At 66.2% G+C, this 12967-nt stretch carries 14 protein-coding genes; 2 read left to right on the top strand and 12 right to left on the bottom strand.

Features of this window, described 5'->3' with window-relative positions; genetic code table 11:
• Positions 1–67: 67 nt before the first annotated feature.
• From mmsB to AC50YM_RS01130, 3 genes are read right to left on the bottom strand one after another with little or no spacing between them, the layout of a single operon-like run.
• Positions 68–1066 (bottom strand): 3-hydroxyisobutyrate dehydrogenase, encoded by a 999-nt coding sequence (gene mmsB, locus AC50YM_RS01120; RefSeq protein WP_494955171.1) that lies wholly within the window; start codon positions 1064–1066, stop codon positions 68–70.
• Complete coding sequence (locus AC50YM_RS01125; RefSeq protein ID WP_494955172.1) at positions 1059–2141, bottom strand: enoyl-CoA hydratase/isomerase family protein; 1083 nt, start codon at positions 2139–2141, stop codon at positions 1059–1061. Before AC50YM_RS01125 ends, mmsB begins: the two co-directional genes overlap by 8 nt.
• Positions 2141–3640 carry a CoA-acylating methylmalonate-semialdehyde dehydrogenase gene (locus AC50YM_RS01130; protein WP_494955173.1) on the bottom strand — a complete coding sequence of 500 codons (1500 nt, stop codon included), beginning with the start codon at positions 3638–3640 and terminating at the stop codon, positions 2141–2143. The genes AC50YM_RS01125 and AC50YM_RS01130 overlap by 1 nt, the downstream gene beginning before the upstream one ends.
• A 164-nt stretch (positions 3641–3804) precedes the next feature.
• Between AC50YM_RS01130 and AC50YM_RS01135 the strand changes: the two genes are divergently transcribed.
• Positions 3805–4611 carry an exodeoxyribonuclease III gene (locus AC50YM_RS01135; RefSeq protein ID WP_494955174.1) on the top strand — a complete coding sequence of 269 codons (807 nt, stop codon included), beginning with the start codon at positions 3805–3807 and terminating at the stop codon, positions 4609–4611.
• Between the two features lie 30 nt (positions 4612–4641).
• The gene (locus tag AC50YM_RS01140) at positions 4642–5580 is read left to right on the top strand and encodes a DUF8083 family protein (protein ID WP_494955175.1); all 939 of its coding nucleotides are present in this window, start codon (positions 4642–4644) and stop codon (positions 5578–5580) included.
• Positions 5581–5610: 30 nt separating this feature from the next.
• On the opposite strand, the gene AC50YM_RS01145 is transcribed toward AC50YM_RS01140, so the two are convergent.
• The 9 genes from AC50YM_RS01145 to AC50YM_RS01185 all read right to left on the bottom strand — a co-directional run bounded on the left by AC50YM_RS01145 (position 5611) and on the right by AC50YM_RS01185 (position 12842).
• Positions 5611–6660 carry a LacI family DNA-binding transcriptional regulator gene (locus AC50YM_RS01145; protein ID WP_494955176.1) on the bottom strand — a complete coding sequence of 350 codons (1050 nt, stop codon included), beginning with the start codon at positions 6658–6660 and terminating at the stop codon, positions 5611–5613.
• 196 nt (positions 6661–6856) lie between these two features.
• A complete protein-coding gene (locus AC50YM_RS01150; RefSeq protein WP_494955177.1) occupies positions 6857–7834 on the bottom strand; it encodes a carbohydrate ABC transporter permease in 978 nt (325 codons plus the stop codon).
• Entirely contained in the window at positions 7831–8796 is a 966-nt protein-coding gene (locus tag AC50YM_RS01155; protein WP_494955178.1) for a carbohydrate ABC transporter permease, read from the bottom strand. The genes AC50YM_RS01150 and AC50YM_RS01155 overlap by 4 nt, the downstream gene beginning before the upstream one ends.
• A gap of 97 nt (positions 8797–8893) precedes the next feature.
• Positions 8894–10243 (bottom strand): ABC transporter substrate-binding protein, encoded by a 1350-nt coding sequence (locus AC50YM_RS01160; protein WP_494955179.1) that lies wholly within the window; start codon positions 10241–10243, stop codon positions 8894–8896.
• Between the two features lie 245 nt (positions 10244–10488).
• Positions 10489–11100 (bottom strand): hypothetical protein, encoded by a 612-nt coding sequence (locus AC50YM_RS01165; protein ID WP_494955180.1) that lies wholly within the window; start codon positions 11098–11100, stop codon positions 10489–10491.
• Positions 11097–11660, bottom strand: coding sequence for a DUF6286 domain-containing protein (locus AC50YM_RS01170; protein WP_494955415.1), 564 nt, complete (start codon positions 11658–11660; stop codon positions 11097–11099). The genes AC50YM_RS01165 and AC50YM_RS01170 overlap by 4 nt, the downstream gene beginning before the upstream one ends.
• 167 nt (positions 11661–11827) lie before the next feature.
• Entirely contained in the window at positions 11828–12208 is a 381-nt protein-coding gene (locus AC50YM_RS01175; RefSeq protein ID WP_494955181.1) for a hypothetical protein, read from the bottom strand.
• On the bottom strand, positions 12205–12396 hold the full coding sequence (locus tag AC50YM_RS01180) for a hypothetical protein (protein WP_024367397.1): 192 nt from the start codon (positions 12394–12396) through the stop codon (positions 12205–12207). Before AC50YM_RS01180 ends, AC50YM_RS01175 begins: the two co-directional genes overlap by 4 nt.
• Positions 12393–12842 (bottom strand): Asp23/Gls24 family envelope stress response protein, encoded by a 450-nt coding sequence (locus tag AC50YM_RS01185; protein WP_494955182.1) that lies wholly within the window; start codon positions 12840–12842, stop codon positions 12393–12395. Before AC50YM_RS01185 ends, AC50YM_RS01180 begins: the two co-directional genes overlap by 4 nt.
• Positions 12843–12967 lie beyond the last annotated feature (125 nt).

The following is a 12967-nucleotide window of genomic DNA, read 5'->3' on the forward strand; positions in this document are numbered from 1 at the left end:
AAATGATTGGTGCCGGACGCGCCCGGGTCGGACGTGTCGGCGTTCGGACTTGTCCTTGCCGGACTTGTCAGTGTTCGGATTTGTTCCGGATGTCGGTGATGATGCCGGAGAAGTCCCGGCCCGCCCCGCCTTCCGCGGCAAAGGTATCGTAAATTTCGGATGCGAGCGGCCCCAGCCGGGCGGCAACGCCCGTGCTTTCCAGTGCGTTCAGCGCCAGCTTGAGGTCCTTCGCCATCAGGGCTCCGGCGAAGCCGGGCTGGTAATCGCGGTTGGCGGGGCTCGTGGGCACCGGCCCCGGCACCGGGCAGTTCGTGGTCAGCGCCCAGCACTGGCCCGAGGCCGCCGAGGCGACGTCGAACAGCGCCTGGTGCGTCAGGCCCAGCTTCTCACCGAGGACAAAGGCTTCGCTGACGGCGATCATCGAGACGCCGAGAATCATGTTGTTGCAGATCTTCGCCGCCTGCCCTGCGCCGTGCTCCCCGCAATGGACCACACGCCTGCCCATCACCTCCAGCATCGGTTTGACCGCTTCGAAGTCCTCCGGCAAGGCCCCGACCATAAAGGTCAGTGTGCCCGCTTCGGCACCGACGACGCCGCCGGAAACCGGCGCGTCCACCGCCCGGTGGCCGGCCGCGACGGCGAGTTCGGCAGCCTCGCGGGCCTCATCGACATTGATGGTCGAGCAGTCCAGGAAAAGCGTGCCGGGCGTGGCGACGTCGAGCAGCCCCGGCTGGCTGGGCTGTCCCGGCAGGCCGGGGATGCCGCGGTAGGCGTCCAGCAGGTGTTTGCCGCTGGGGAGCATGGTCAGCACGACGGCGGCCCCCGCCGCGGCCTCGGCCGCGGTGTCCGCGGTGGTGATGCCGTGCGCCCGGGCGGTTTCCAGCGCGGCCGGCACCACGTCGAAGCCGGTCACGGCGTAGCCGGCCTTGACCAGGTTGATGGCCATCGGCCCGCCCATGTGGCCCAGGCCCAGGAACGCGATCAGGCCGGTGTTCGCCCCGGGCTGGCCCGGTTCGGACGGCGATGCTTCCGGCTGCGATGGTTCAGACAAGGTGGGTTCAGACATTGTCGCGCTCCTTCGAAAGGATCAGTTCACGGTCGCCGAGCGGCGCAAAATACGATTCGACGTCGCCGCGGCTGACTTCCGCGAGTGTGGCGGGCTGCCAGTGCGGGTTGCGGTCCTTGTCAACCACCTGGGCGCGGATGCCTTCGCGGAAGTCTGGCCCGGCGAGGAACCGCAGGCCCACCCGGTACTCCTGCTCGAGGGCTTCCTCCAGGCTGAGCCCCCTGGCCCGGCGCAGCGCGGCCAGCGCCACCTTCACAGCGGTCGGCGACTTGGCCTCGATGGTGTCCGCAACTTCGGCGGCGTCCCCGCCGGCCCCGCCGCCAAACGCACGCAGCCGGCGGACGATCTCCTCGGCGTCGTCGCTGGAGTAGCAGGCGTCAATCCAGTCCTGCTGCCCCGCGAGGACCGACGGCGGGGCGTCCTCGGCGAAGCGCGCGACGGCGGCCCCCGGCGTCTCGCCCTCCAGCGCCCCGGCCAGTTCGGCGAGCCTCCCGGACGGAACGAAGTGGTCCGCGAGGCCCAGGAACAGCACGTCGGAGCCGCTCAGGTGCGCACCGGTCAGTGCCGCATGGGTGCCCGATTCCCCCGGCGAGCGGGAGAGCAGCAGTGTTCCGCCGACGTCGGGCACAAAACCGATCGTGGTCTCCGGCATGCCCATCCGGGTGCGTTCGGTAACGATCCGGACCGAGCCGTGCGCGGAAATCCCCACGCCGCCGCCGAGAACCAGTCCGTCCATGAAGGCAATGTACGGCTTGGGGTAGCCGGCGATGAGGGAGTTCAGCTTGTATTCCTCGGCCCAGAAGTCCGCGGTCGCGTCGCCGCCGTCGAGCATGTCGCGGTAGATCGCCACGATGTCGCCGCCGGCGCAGAGCCCCCGGTCGCCGGCGCCGCGGACCAGCACCGCTGCCACGGCGTCGTCGTCCGCCCAGAGGGTCAGCTGCTCCAGCATGGCCGAGGCCATACCCGCGGTGAGCGCGTTGACGGCCTTGGGGCGGTTGAGCGTGACCACGCCCAGCCGGCCGCGCCGTTCGAACAGCACCTCGGACGGGCTGTCCCCGGCGTGCTTGCCCGCCATCAGCTGCCTTCCGGCATCACGAAGCTGGCGCCGGAGCGGATCCCGGAGGGCCAGCGGGTGGTGACCGTTTTGGTCTTGGTGTAGAAGCGGAACGCGTCGGCGCCGTGCTGGTTGAGGTCGCCGAAGCCGGAGGCCTTCCAGCCGCCGAAGGTGTAGTAGGCGATCGGCACCGGGATCGGGACGTTGATGCCGACCATGCCCACCTGGACCCGGCTGGCGAAGTCGCGGGCGGAGTCGCCGTCGCGCGTGAAGATGGCCACGCCGTTGCCGAACTCGTGCTCGCTGCACAGGCGCAGGGCCTCGTCGTAGTCCTCCGCGCGGAGCACACTCAGTACCGGGCCGAAGATCTCTTCCTTGTAGATCGTCATGTCCTTGGTGACGTTGTCGAACAGGGTGGGGCCGACCCAGAAGCCGCCCTCGTAGCCCTCGACCTTGAGGCCGCGGCCGTCGGTGAGCAGGGTGGCGCCTTCGTCGACGCCGGCCTGGATGTAGCCCTCGATCCGCTCCTTGGCGGAAGCCGCCACCACCGGGCCGAAGTCCGAATCCTTGGCGAGGCTGTGGCCGACCTTGAGGGCCGCGATCCGCTCCTCCAGCTTGGCAACGAGCGCATCAGCGGTGGCCTTGCCGACCGGCACGGCCACCGAGATGGCCATGCAGCGTTCACCGGCGGAGCCGAAGCCGGCGCCCATCAGCGCATCGGCGGCCATGTCCAGGTCGGCGTCCGGCATGATGACCATGTGGTTCTTGGCGCCGCCGAAGCACTGGGCGCGCTTTCCGTTGGCGGCCGCGGTGGCGTAGATGTACTGCGCAATCGGGGTGGAGCCGACGAAGCCGATGGCCTGGACCCTCGGGTCCTCCAGCAGCGCATCCACCGCTTCCTTGTCGCCGTTGACAACGTTGAAGACGCCGGCCGGCAGGCCGGCTTCGGTGAAGAGTTCGGCGAGCCGCAGCGGCACGGAGGGGTCCCGTTCGGAGGGCTTGAGGATGAAGGAGTTGCCCGCGGCGAGGGCGGGACCGGACTTCCAGAGCGGGATCATGGCCGGGAAGTTGAACGGCGTGATGCCGGCGACGACGCCGAGCGGCTGGCGCATCGAGTGGACGTCGACACCGGTTCCGGCACTGTCGGAGAATTCCCCCTTGAGCAGGTGCGGGGCGCCGGCGGCGAATTCCACAACCTCGATGCCGCGCTGGATGTCGCCCTTGGCGTCCAGGAACGTCTTGCCGTGCTCGGAGGACAGCAGTGTGGCGAGTTCGTCCAGGTTCTGGTTGACCAGGTCCACGAACTTCAGCAGGACCCGGCCGCGGCGCTGCGGGTTCATGGCCGCCCATTCCAGCTGGCCCTTTTCCGCGTTGGAGATCACGTTGCGGACTTCCTCGGTGCTGGCGAGCGGCACTCTTGCCTGGACTTCGCCGGTGCACGGATCGTAGACATCGCTGAAGCGCCCCGAGGTGCCTTCAACATGCTGACCGTCAATGTAGTGGGATAGCTCGCGAACCATGATGGAATGCTCCTTTGCACCGTGTGATTGCCCGAAGTGACGGCGGGGCCGCGTGTGACCCACACCATCTTCTGCTCCCGAATATACTCGGACTTCCTACTAAATTCCAGAGGCCGCGTCCGGGCGGCAGCCGTCCGGCGGCCAAGTTCGGTAAGTTAGGGAGTGTGAAGATAGCTACCTGGAATGTGAACTCGCTCCGCGCCCGTGCCGACCGCGTTGAAGCCTGGCTTCAGCGCACCGACTGTGATGTCCTGGCCATCCAGGAAACCAAGTGCAAGGACGACAACTTCCCCTGGGAGCTGTTCGAGAGCATGGGCTACGAAGTGGCGCACTACGGCCTGAGCCAGTGGAACGGCGTCGCCATCGCCTCGCGGGTGGGGCTCGACGACGTCGAGCGCACCTTCCTGGACCAGCCGGTCTTCGGCAAGAACGGCAAGGACGCCGTGCAGGAGGCCCGCGCCATCGGCGCCACCTGCGGCGGCATCAGGGTCTGGAGCCTGTACGTCCCCAACGGCCGGGCACTCGACGATGAGCACATGCCGTACAAGCTCGGCTGGCTCGACGCACTGAAGACGCACGCCGAGGGCATCCTCCGGGACGACCCGGAAGCCCAGATCGCCCTGATGGGCGACTGGAACATCGCCCCGCAGGACGACGACGTCTGGGACATCGACTATTTCCGCTCCGCGGGCCTCACCCACGTCAGCGACCCGGAACGGGCAGCGTTCCACGCCTTTGAGGACGTCGGATTCCGGGACGTGGTCCGGCCGTACACCCCCGGCCCCGGCGTCTACACGTACTGGGACTACACGCAGCTGCGTTTCCCGAAGAAGGAGGGCATGCGGATCGACTTTGCCCTCGCCTCCCCCGCCCTGGCTGCCCGGGTCACCGGCGCCGCGATCGACCGCGAGGAACGCAAAGGCAAGGGCGCCTCGGACCATGCCCCGGTAATCGTGGAATTGAGCGACTGATGAGCGTCCCCCAGGGAAGCCGGTGATCCCGTGACAGGCAATCTCTACCGCGGACAGGCCGGGCTCCCGTTCTCCTCCGCGCTGCGGATCTACGAACCCCTGGAGGCGTTTCCGGAGAAGCAGCAGGCGGCCCTGCGCGCGGCCGCAGCCGGGAGCCCGTCCCGCGCGGCGGTCGAAAACGCCGAACTGCTCGCCTCGCTGGGCCGCATCACCCGCCCGGGCGGCGACCCGTTCCCCACCGGGGCCACGGACCTGGTCCGGGTTCTCGCTGCCCGCCCGAACAGCACCCCCCGGGCGGCGCCCGCCGACGACGGCGGCGCCGCGGCTTCCGCGACCGGGACCCCTGCCGGGACCCCTGCCCTCGGGGAACCGGACCACCTGCTCTATTGCCCGAGCCAGCTGGTGCTCCGGGCCGGACTGGCCGCCAACGCCCTGATGGAGGGCATCCATGGGCCGCTGGCCCAGCTGCTGATCCCGGAAGAACAGCGTGACAGGCACCAGGAGCGCATCAATGACGTGCAGGCGCACGCCGGGCTGGGCCGCGTGCATACGCGGGCCTCCACGTGGGGCATCCCGTTCAGCTGGTTCTGCCTGTTCCAGGAATCGGACCCCACGGACGTGGTGGAATCCGACGGGCACATTGTCACCGTGCGCATCCGCGCGAACATTGCCCAGGCCCTGGAGCGGGTCCGCTATGCGGTGGCCCATCTGGCCCTTGCCGCGCCGGATCTGGACATGCTGGAGGATCTGACCCAGCTCACCGAGTGGCTGGAGCTCTTCCACCCGGGCTCGGTGGTGGAACTGGATTACGGCGCGGTGGCGGACAAGGTTTACCCGGACGACTCACCCATGGATGTGCGGCTTGGCATTGAGTGCCTGGCCGAGGGGGACATGACCGGCGCCGCCGCGGCCTACCGTCGGCTGGCCTCCCGCTGGGTCCCGATCCGGCAGCTGGCCCGCGCTTCCTGACGGCTGGTTTTCGGGAGCAGTTTGTCAGCGCTACCGCGGTGGCGCCGTCGTGGTCCGGACAATCAGCTGGTGCGGGGCGACCGTGGAGCGCACCGCCCCGGTGATCCCGTCGAGCTCGTCCAGAAGCATCTTCGTGCCCAGTTCGGCCTGCTCGTCCGGGCGCTGCCTGACGGTGGTGAGGCCCATGGCCTCCGAAAAGTCGTGGTCGTCGATCCCGATCACGGACAGGTCCTCCGGAACCCGCACCCCGGCCCTGCTGGCTTCGAAGATGATCCCCATCGCCATCTCGTCCGAGGCGCAGAAGATGGCCGTAGGCTTCGGCCCGGGCCGGTCCCAAAGCCGGCGGAAGGCCTCCTGGCCGCTGCGGACCGTGAAATCCCCCAATTCATCCCACTCCTCCCGAACGTCCAGGCCGGCTTCCGCCATCACGTCCTGGAAGGCCTTGATCCGGACCCGCGGTACGTCAAAGTTGAGGTCGGTTTCGTCATCACCGTGCAGCAGGGCGATGTCGGTGTGGCCGAGGTCGATCAGGTGCCGAACGGCTGTTGCGGCTGCGGCGTAGTCGTCGATCCCGATGTACGGACATTCCTCGACATGGCCACCGACCACGACCAGCGGGATGTCGATTTTCTGCAGGTGTTGGATCTCCTCATGCGTCAGCGCCATACAAAGTACCAGCAGCGCGTCGATCTGCTTGTAGACCATGGTCTTGCTGAAGAGCCGTTCACGGTTGCTGCCGTGGCCGCCCAGATTGAACAGCGAGAGGTTGTACTGCCGGGCGTGCAGTTCCCGGTCCGCGCCTTCGATGGCCTTGGAGAAATACCAGCGGCTGACGAACGGTGCCAGCACCCCGATGGTCCTGGTGCGCCCGGTGGCCAGTCCGGACGCCGAGGACGAGGCCACGTAGCCCAGGGCCTCAGCAATTCCCAGGATCTTCTCCCGGGTGGCCGGCGATACCCTGGGCAGGCCGCGGACGGCCCGGGACACGGTGGCGGTTGACACTCCGGCGGCAGCGGCCACATCCTCAATGCTGACGCCGGAGTGGCCGCCGCGCTGCGCCCTGTCTGTTGTTTTTGCCACCGTATCCCCCTGTCGACTGGCTGCGGAGGCACCTCGCGGCCCTCCGCAGCCCTGCTTGAACTGGGCCGCCCCACGCCACCCACACCCCTCTACAGGCAACGCGGGGTCACTTACGGCCCATAAATCCCCTCGGGATGGGCGTTGAGTGACCCCGCGTTTCAGTTGTGCCCTGGTGCAGTTCTGGGCATCGGCATGGTTAGCCCTTGAGCCCACCAGCGAGCAGGCCGCGGACAAAGTACCGCTGCAGCCCGAAGAAGACCGCCAGCGGGACAATGATTGATACGAACGCCGCGGCGGGATTCAGGAAGTCTTTGTTGCCGCGGGTGCCGGAGATCTCCGCCAGCCGCTGGGTGATGGGAGCAACGTCAGCGGTGCCGCCGGAGAACACGAGGGCCACCAGCAGGTCGTTCCAGACCCAGAGGAACTGGAAGATAGCCAGCGATGCCAGCGCCGGCACGGACAGTGGCAGGATGATGCGCCAGAAAATGGTGGTGTGCCCCGCGCCGTCGACCCTGGCAGCCTCGATCATTTCGCCGGGGATCTCCGAGATGAAGTTGTGAAGCAGGAAGATGCCCAGAGGCAGCCCGAACATCGTGTGGGCAATCCACAATTGCGCGTAGGAGCCGGAAGGCAGCTGAAGGACCTGGGTGAACAGCTGGAGCAGCGGGATCAGGGACATCTGCAACGGGATGATCTGCAGGGCGAAGACGAAAATGAACAGACCGTCCTTGCCCTTGAACTTTCCCCAGGCGAAGATGTAGGCCGCCATGGACGCCAGGACCAGGATGAACAGGGTGACGGGTATAACAATGGCGAGTGAGTTCACAAAGTACTGAGACAAATTCGGTGACTGGGAACCCGCCGAGGCGGTCACATCAATGTAGTGCTGGAACGTGAATTGCCAGTCCCCGAAGAAGTTCCACCACCCGTCCGAGCGCGGTCCGACCTGTTTCGGGGCCGGGCGGAACGACGAGACAAAAAGGCCGAACGTCGGCACCGTCCAGACGACGGCGATCAGCAGAGCCGCCGCCGTGGCCCAGCGTGACGTTAGTTTCTGCCTGACCCTTCGCATGATCGGAGGGGCATCCCCGGGCAATTCGGTGATGCCCGGCTCGGTGCGGGGTCGGGTACGGGTCGCTTCGGAGGCCTCGTCCGGAACTGGGGTGGCGGTCATCGGATCTCCCTTTGCTGACGAAGGACGCGGGCGTTGTACACCACGATGGGCAGGACCAGCAGGAACAGCACAAGGGCGAGAGCCGCACCGCGGCCAGGTTCACCGGCCCGGAAGGCCTGCGTATACATCTCATTGGCGATGACGGAGGTATCGTAATTTCCGGCTGTCATCGTCCGAACGATGTCGAAGACCTTCAGCGTCGCGATCGTGATGGTGGTCAGCACCACGACCAGTGCCCCGCGGATTCCGGGAACGGTTACGTTGCGGAACTGCTGCCACGGGTTCGCCCCGTCCAAACGGGCGGCCTCAACCAGTTCCGTGGGCACACCCTTAATAGCGGCCGACAGAATGACCATGGCGAATCCGGTCTGAATCCAGACCATCACAATAATCAGGAAGATCGTGTTCTCCGGCGCATCCAGCAGGAACTGCTTCGGCTGCATCCCCATGGCAACGCGAAGGAAATTCAGTACGCCTGTTTGTTCAATTCCGGGACCCCGGTAGTCGTAGACAAGTTTCCAAATGATGCCTGCTCCAACGAAGGAGATAGCCATCGGCATGAACACTAAGGCCTTCAGCACTTTTTCGCCGCGCGCCTTGTCGATGAACACGGCGTAAGCAAGGCCAAATCCTGTCGACAACAATGGCACAAGGACGGTCCAAACGATCGTGTTCCTGAGCGTCACCAGCGCTTCCGGCTGGGTGAACATCCAGACGAAGTTTTCGACGCCGTTCGGCTGGCCCTTGGCATCAGTAAAAGCGAAGAACGAGGTCTGAATAGCCGGATACACAAGACCCACCAGCATCAGGATCGCCGCCGGCGCCAGAAAGCCGATGACGGTCAGTTTGTCTTTTGACGATTTTGGGGCCTTGTCCACCACAAGCATGATTAGTCCAATAATGGCGGCAAAGACCGCCAGGGCAATCACTACTTGTAGGAGTTTCCCTCCGATAAATTCCATAGCCCATCCTCCGAGGTGTCCGTGGATCTGTGAGTGCGAGAGAACACGCTGCCTTCCTGCCTAAGACGTCTTACGCAGGAAGGCAGCGCACTTTGCGTCAGCTCTTGGGCCAGCTGGATTCGATGGTGTCGGCGACCTGCTGGGAGGGCGTGCCGTTAATCCAGGTGACAATTCCCTTCCAGAAGGAGTTCGAGCCGACTGCGCCGGGCATCAGGTCAGACCCGTCAAAGCGGAATACCGTCTTGGGGTCCTGAAGGAGCTTGACAGACTGCTTGTCCAGTTCGGACTGGGCGTTGTTCGGATCGAGTCCCTTGTTGGCACTGATGACGCCGCCCAGTTTCACGCGGTTGTTGGCGAAGTCAGCACTGGCCATGTAGGCCAAGTACGCCTGCACCTCCGGGGTGTCCTTGTACGCGCCTACCATTTCGCCGCCACCGGTGATGGATTCGCCCCTGCTGGCGTCGATCGGCGGGGTCATGAACGCCCAGACATCGCCGTCCGGAGCGACAACGGTCCCGGCCGGCCAGTTGGCGGCCTGGAAGTTGGCCTGGTGGTGCATCGCGCACTGCCCGTCCAGCACGGGCTGGCCGGCCTGCGCAAAGCCGGTGGTCAGGATGGACCGTACGTCGCCGAAGCCGCCGTTGACGAAGTCCTGGTTGAGCAGGATTTCACCGGTCTTGTCGAAGGCGCTGACGATCTTGGGATCATTGAAGGGAATCTGGTGGCTGACCCACTGGTCGTAGACTTCGGGGCCCTCGGCCCGGAGGACAACATCTTCAATCCAGTCCGTGCCCGGCCAGCCGGTCGCTTCGCCGGACTCGAATCCCGCACACCACGCCTTCATCGCCTTGTCATCCGTGATCTTCTTGCTGAGAGTCAGCATCTCATCCCAGGTTTTGGGGACTTCCCAGCCCTTGTCCTTGAATGTTTTGGGTGCGTACCAGACATAGCCCTTGACGTTGGCCAGCATAGGGGCCGTGTAGAACTTGCCGTCGACGGTTCCGTACTTCTTCCAGTCGGCCGACCAGTTCTTGTCGACGAGGTCCGAAACGGCTTTCGGGGCTTCCTTCAGGTTGCCGGCCCTTGCCTGGTCAGCCATGAGTCCGGGCTGCGGGAAAATGGCGACGTCCGGGGCGTTGCCGGCCTTGGCGCGCACACCGATCTGGGTCTCGAATTCCTTGCTGCCTTCATATTTCACCGTGATGCCGGTGCACTTCTCAAAGGGTTCCCAAGCGGCTTCAAGGTTGGTCGCTTCAATATCGACGATGGTCGAATAAACGGAAACCGTCTTGCCGTCGTGCTTGCCGTAGCTGGAATATGCAGCGCAGTCTGTGCCCGTTGCAGAGCCGGTGGTGCCGGAGCCGCCGTTGGATCCGCTACAGGCGGTCAGGGATAAGGCCAAAACCCCGAACGTGGCGACGGGCATCAAATAGTTGCGGTTCTTCATGCGGAAAACTCCTCATTGACTGGGTAGAGATCGGCGTTGGAGCAGCGGTGCGTTCGTGTGGTGCCCATCACGGTAATCATCATCCGGTGAGGAATGCAAGCGTTTACACACAACCTTTACGCAAAGGAGACCGTGGCCCTGCCAACAGAATTACCCGCCGTTCCGTGCCATTCCAGCGGAGGCGGCCCTGCTGGCGCCCTCAAGAAGCCGCCCCGTGCTTGTTGCCGAAAGCTCACACTGCAGGGTCAGCGGACCCGCTCGGCCCGCCCGAACCTCGACCGCGCACCGGCGGCGATATGGATGAGCACCGGGGTGCGTTTGCCGAGCGCGGCGTCGAGGGCCTCCACCAGGCCGGACACCTCAGCCGCGAGTCGGTGCGGGGCGACGCCCTGGCGCGGCTGGATCCTGATTTTCAGGGCAGGTTCGCCGCGGAACTCGTAGGTTGCGACAGTGATGCCGGCCAGGTCCGGACGGTCGGCCAGGGCAGCCCGGAGCGCCTGTTCGGCCACGCCGCTGCCGATCCGGACGTTTCCGGGCACTTCGCCGGGATCCTCTTCGGACACGAGCAGGCTGGCACGGCCTTTGCCCTGCTGGGCGGCCCAAGCCACCATGGCGGCTACGACGAGCAGCAGGGCCAGGACGGCCACAATCCAGAGCCAGCTCTCCGCACGTCCCGGGAAACGCGTGCGTTCAAAGACGTCACGCCAGATGCTCCACACGCCGGCGGACCAGCCCTGCCACCAGCGCCCGACGGCGGGAACGCCCGCGAGCAGGATGAGCAGGATTCCGATGGCGAGGAGCTTGAGCCCAAGGACGCCGATCAGGATCCGGTTGAGGATCCGAGGGGTGCCGTTCATGCGCCGATCACCCCTGCCGACGTGACGTTCACCCGCACGTCCGGTGCGGGGGTGGGGCCCATGTCCCGGAGTTCATCCTCGACGGCGGCACGGACGGCATCCGGGCTCAGCGGCACGCCGGAGGTGGGCCGGACGTTGACTTGGACCTGCTGCCGGGAGACCGTCACCATCACCTGTTCCTGACTCAGATTGGCCGCGACCCGGGCCCTGCGCGCCAGGGCGGAGGCAATCACCTCGTCGTCCACGACGACGGCGGCACGCCGGTCCCGGAGAAGGTGGCGGGCCCGGCGGCCGGGCAGTACCGCGTTGAGGAAAAAGAACAGCCCGGCCATCACCAACACCGCGCCAATGACACCAAGCAGAAGCGGCGGGACCCCGGTCGGGAGCGCCACCACCCGGTCGGCCGCCGTCTGCGGATCCACGAGCCAGGGCGGCTGTCCGATGGCCCGGACCCCGGTTTCCAGGAGGGCGTAGACACAAAAAGCGATCACGAGAACGGCGGCGATGATCGACGGCACGGCCCTCGAGGAGTGAGTCTCACGTTTGAGGATTGCTTCCATGCCCGCGACCCCGGTCTCCGCAGGGGCCGAGCTGCCTGCGGGGCTGCCTGCTGGGCTGCCGGTCGTGCTGCCCGCGGGGCTGCCGGTCGACGGTGCTGCCGAAGGTGCGGCCTCGGGAGCAGGCGGAACGTGGCGGGCGTGGCTGGAATCATGGTCGGTACGGTGGCTCAATGGACACGCCCTCCTTCACTCATGCTTGCGCCGCTGATGCGGATATCCACCCGGCTCAGCCGGGAACCGCTCACCTCGGACACGCGCTGCAGGATCTCAGCCTTGGCGGCCACGGCCCGGTCCCAGACGGAGCCGCCGAAGATCCCGACGCGTCCGGGGTCGCGCAGGACTGCTGTCAGCGAGGGGACAGCAATGGGCGAGACAAGCGACAGCGCCAGCAGGCCGTCGTCGTCGGACCACTCGGCCCGAATCTCGTGCGGCGTGACGCCGAGGGCTTCCGCCGCGGCAGCCCGCGCCACGCTGGTGAGTGCCTGGGTGCTGATCCTGGTGTGTCCTGACCTCGCGGGAGCGGCGACATCACCAGCCGTGCCGGTCATGAGGAGGAACGCCGGCCCGTGAGGGCGTCAAGCACGCTGCGCAGGTCCAGTTTCCCTTCCGCGGCACGGCCCAGCAGGGCTCCGATCCCCATGAAAAGCAGGGCGCCGAGGAATCCCCAGACGCCGAATTGGAAGGACATGAACGCCACGAAGGCGCCCATGGCGATCCCTACAACCGTGAGATTCACTGGATGGCCTCCCTTGCAGTCCGGGTTTCGGCCGCGGCGCCTGACTTCGGCGGGCCGGGCACGTAGACGTCGGTGATTTCGATGTTGACCTCGATGACCTGGAGCCCAACAAGCTCCTCGACTGCCGTATACACTGCGGCCCGGATCTGGTCCGCGAGCGCGTGCAGGGGTGTGCCGTAGAGCGCGACCAAATCGATATCGACGGCCACCTGGGTTTCGCCGACCTCGGCGCGGACACCGGCGGCGTGGTCCGAGCTGCCGACGGCGTCACGGAACGCCCCGAGCGCGCGGGACGGGCCGGTCCCCAGAGAGTAGACGCCCGGGACCGCGCGGGCGGCGATGCCTGCGACCTTCGCGACGGCGGCTTCGGAAATGACGGTCCTGCCCCCGCCGGGCATCGGCGTGGTGACCGGCGGCGCAGCGGGCTGAGGATTCTGGTATTCCATGAGGCACTCCCCCTTCTCTTTGTGACCACACTAGTACCTGCCCCCGACAAGGGTGCCGCTTAGGGCAGGAATCGCCTATTGCATCAAGACGCATCAAGACAGTCGAGCCGGGGCACGGTCCGGTC

Source organism: Pseudarthrobacter sp. RHLT1-30-1 (assembly GCF_059383415.1).

Excerpts from the sequence above, each read along its gene's own strand:
- AC50YM_RS01155 (WP_494955178.1), bottom strand. The coding sequence starts at position 8,796 with ATGGAATTTATCGGAGGGAAACTCCTACAAGTAGTGATTGCCCTGGCG.
- AC50YM_RS01130 (WP_494955173.1), bottom strand. The coding sequence starts at position 3,640 with ATGGTTCGCGAGCTATCCCACTACATTGACGGTCAGCATGTTGAAGGC.
- AC50YM_RS01185 (WP_494955182.1), bottom strand. The coding sequence starts at position 12,842 with ATGGAATACCAGAATCCTCAGCCCGCTGCGCCGCCGGTCACCACGCCG.
- mmsB (WP_494955171.1), bottom strand. The coding sequence starts at position 1,066 with ATGTCTGAACCCACCTTGTCTGAACCATCGCAGCCGGAAGCATCGCCG.
- AC50YM_RS01175 (WP_494955181.1), bottom strand. The coding sequence starts at position 12,208 with ATGACCGGCACGGCTGGTGATGTCGCCGCTCCCGCGAGGTCAGGACAC.
- AC50YM_RS01165 (WP_494955180.1), bottom strand. The coding sequence starts at position 11,100 with ATGAACGGCACCCCTCGGATCCTCAACCGGATCCTGATCGGCGTCCTT.
- AC50YM_RS01150 (WP_494955177.1), bottom strand. The coding sequence starts at position 7,834 with ATGACCGCCACCCCAGTTCCGGACGAGGCCTCCGAAGCGACCCGTACC.
- AC50YM_RS01125 (WP_494955172.1), bottom strand. The coding sequence starts at position 2,141 with ATGGCGGGCAAGCACGCCGGGGACAGCCCGTCCGAGGTGCTGTTCGAA.
- AC50YM_RS01160 (WP_494955179.1), bottom strand. The coding sequence starts at position 10,243 with ATGAAGAACCGCAACTATTTGATGCCCGTCGCCACGTTCGGGGTTTTG.
- AC50YM_RS01170 (WP_494955415.1), bottom strand. The coding sequence starts at position 11,660 with ATGGAAGCAATCCTCAAACGTGAGACTCACTCCTCGAGGGCCGTGCCG.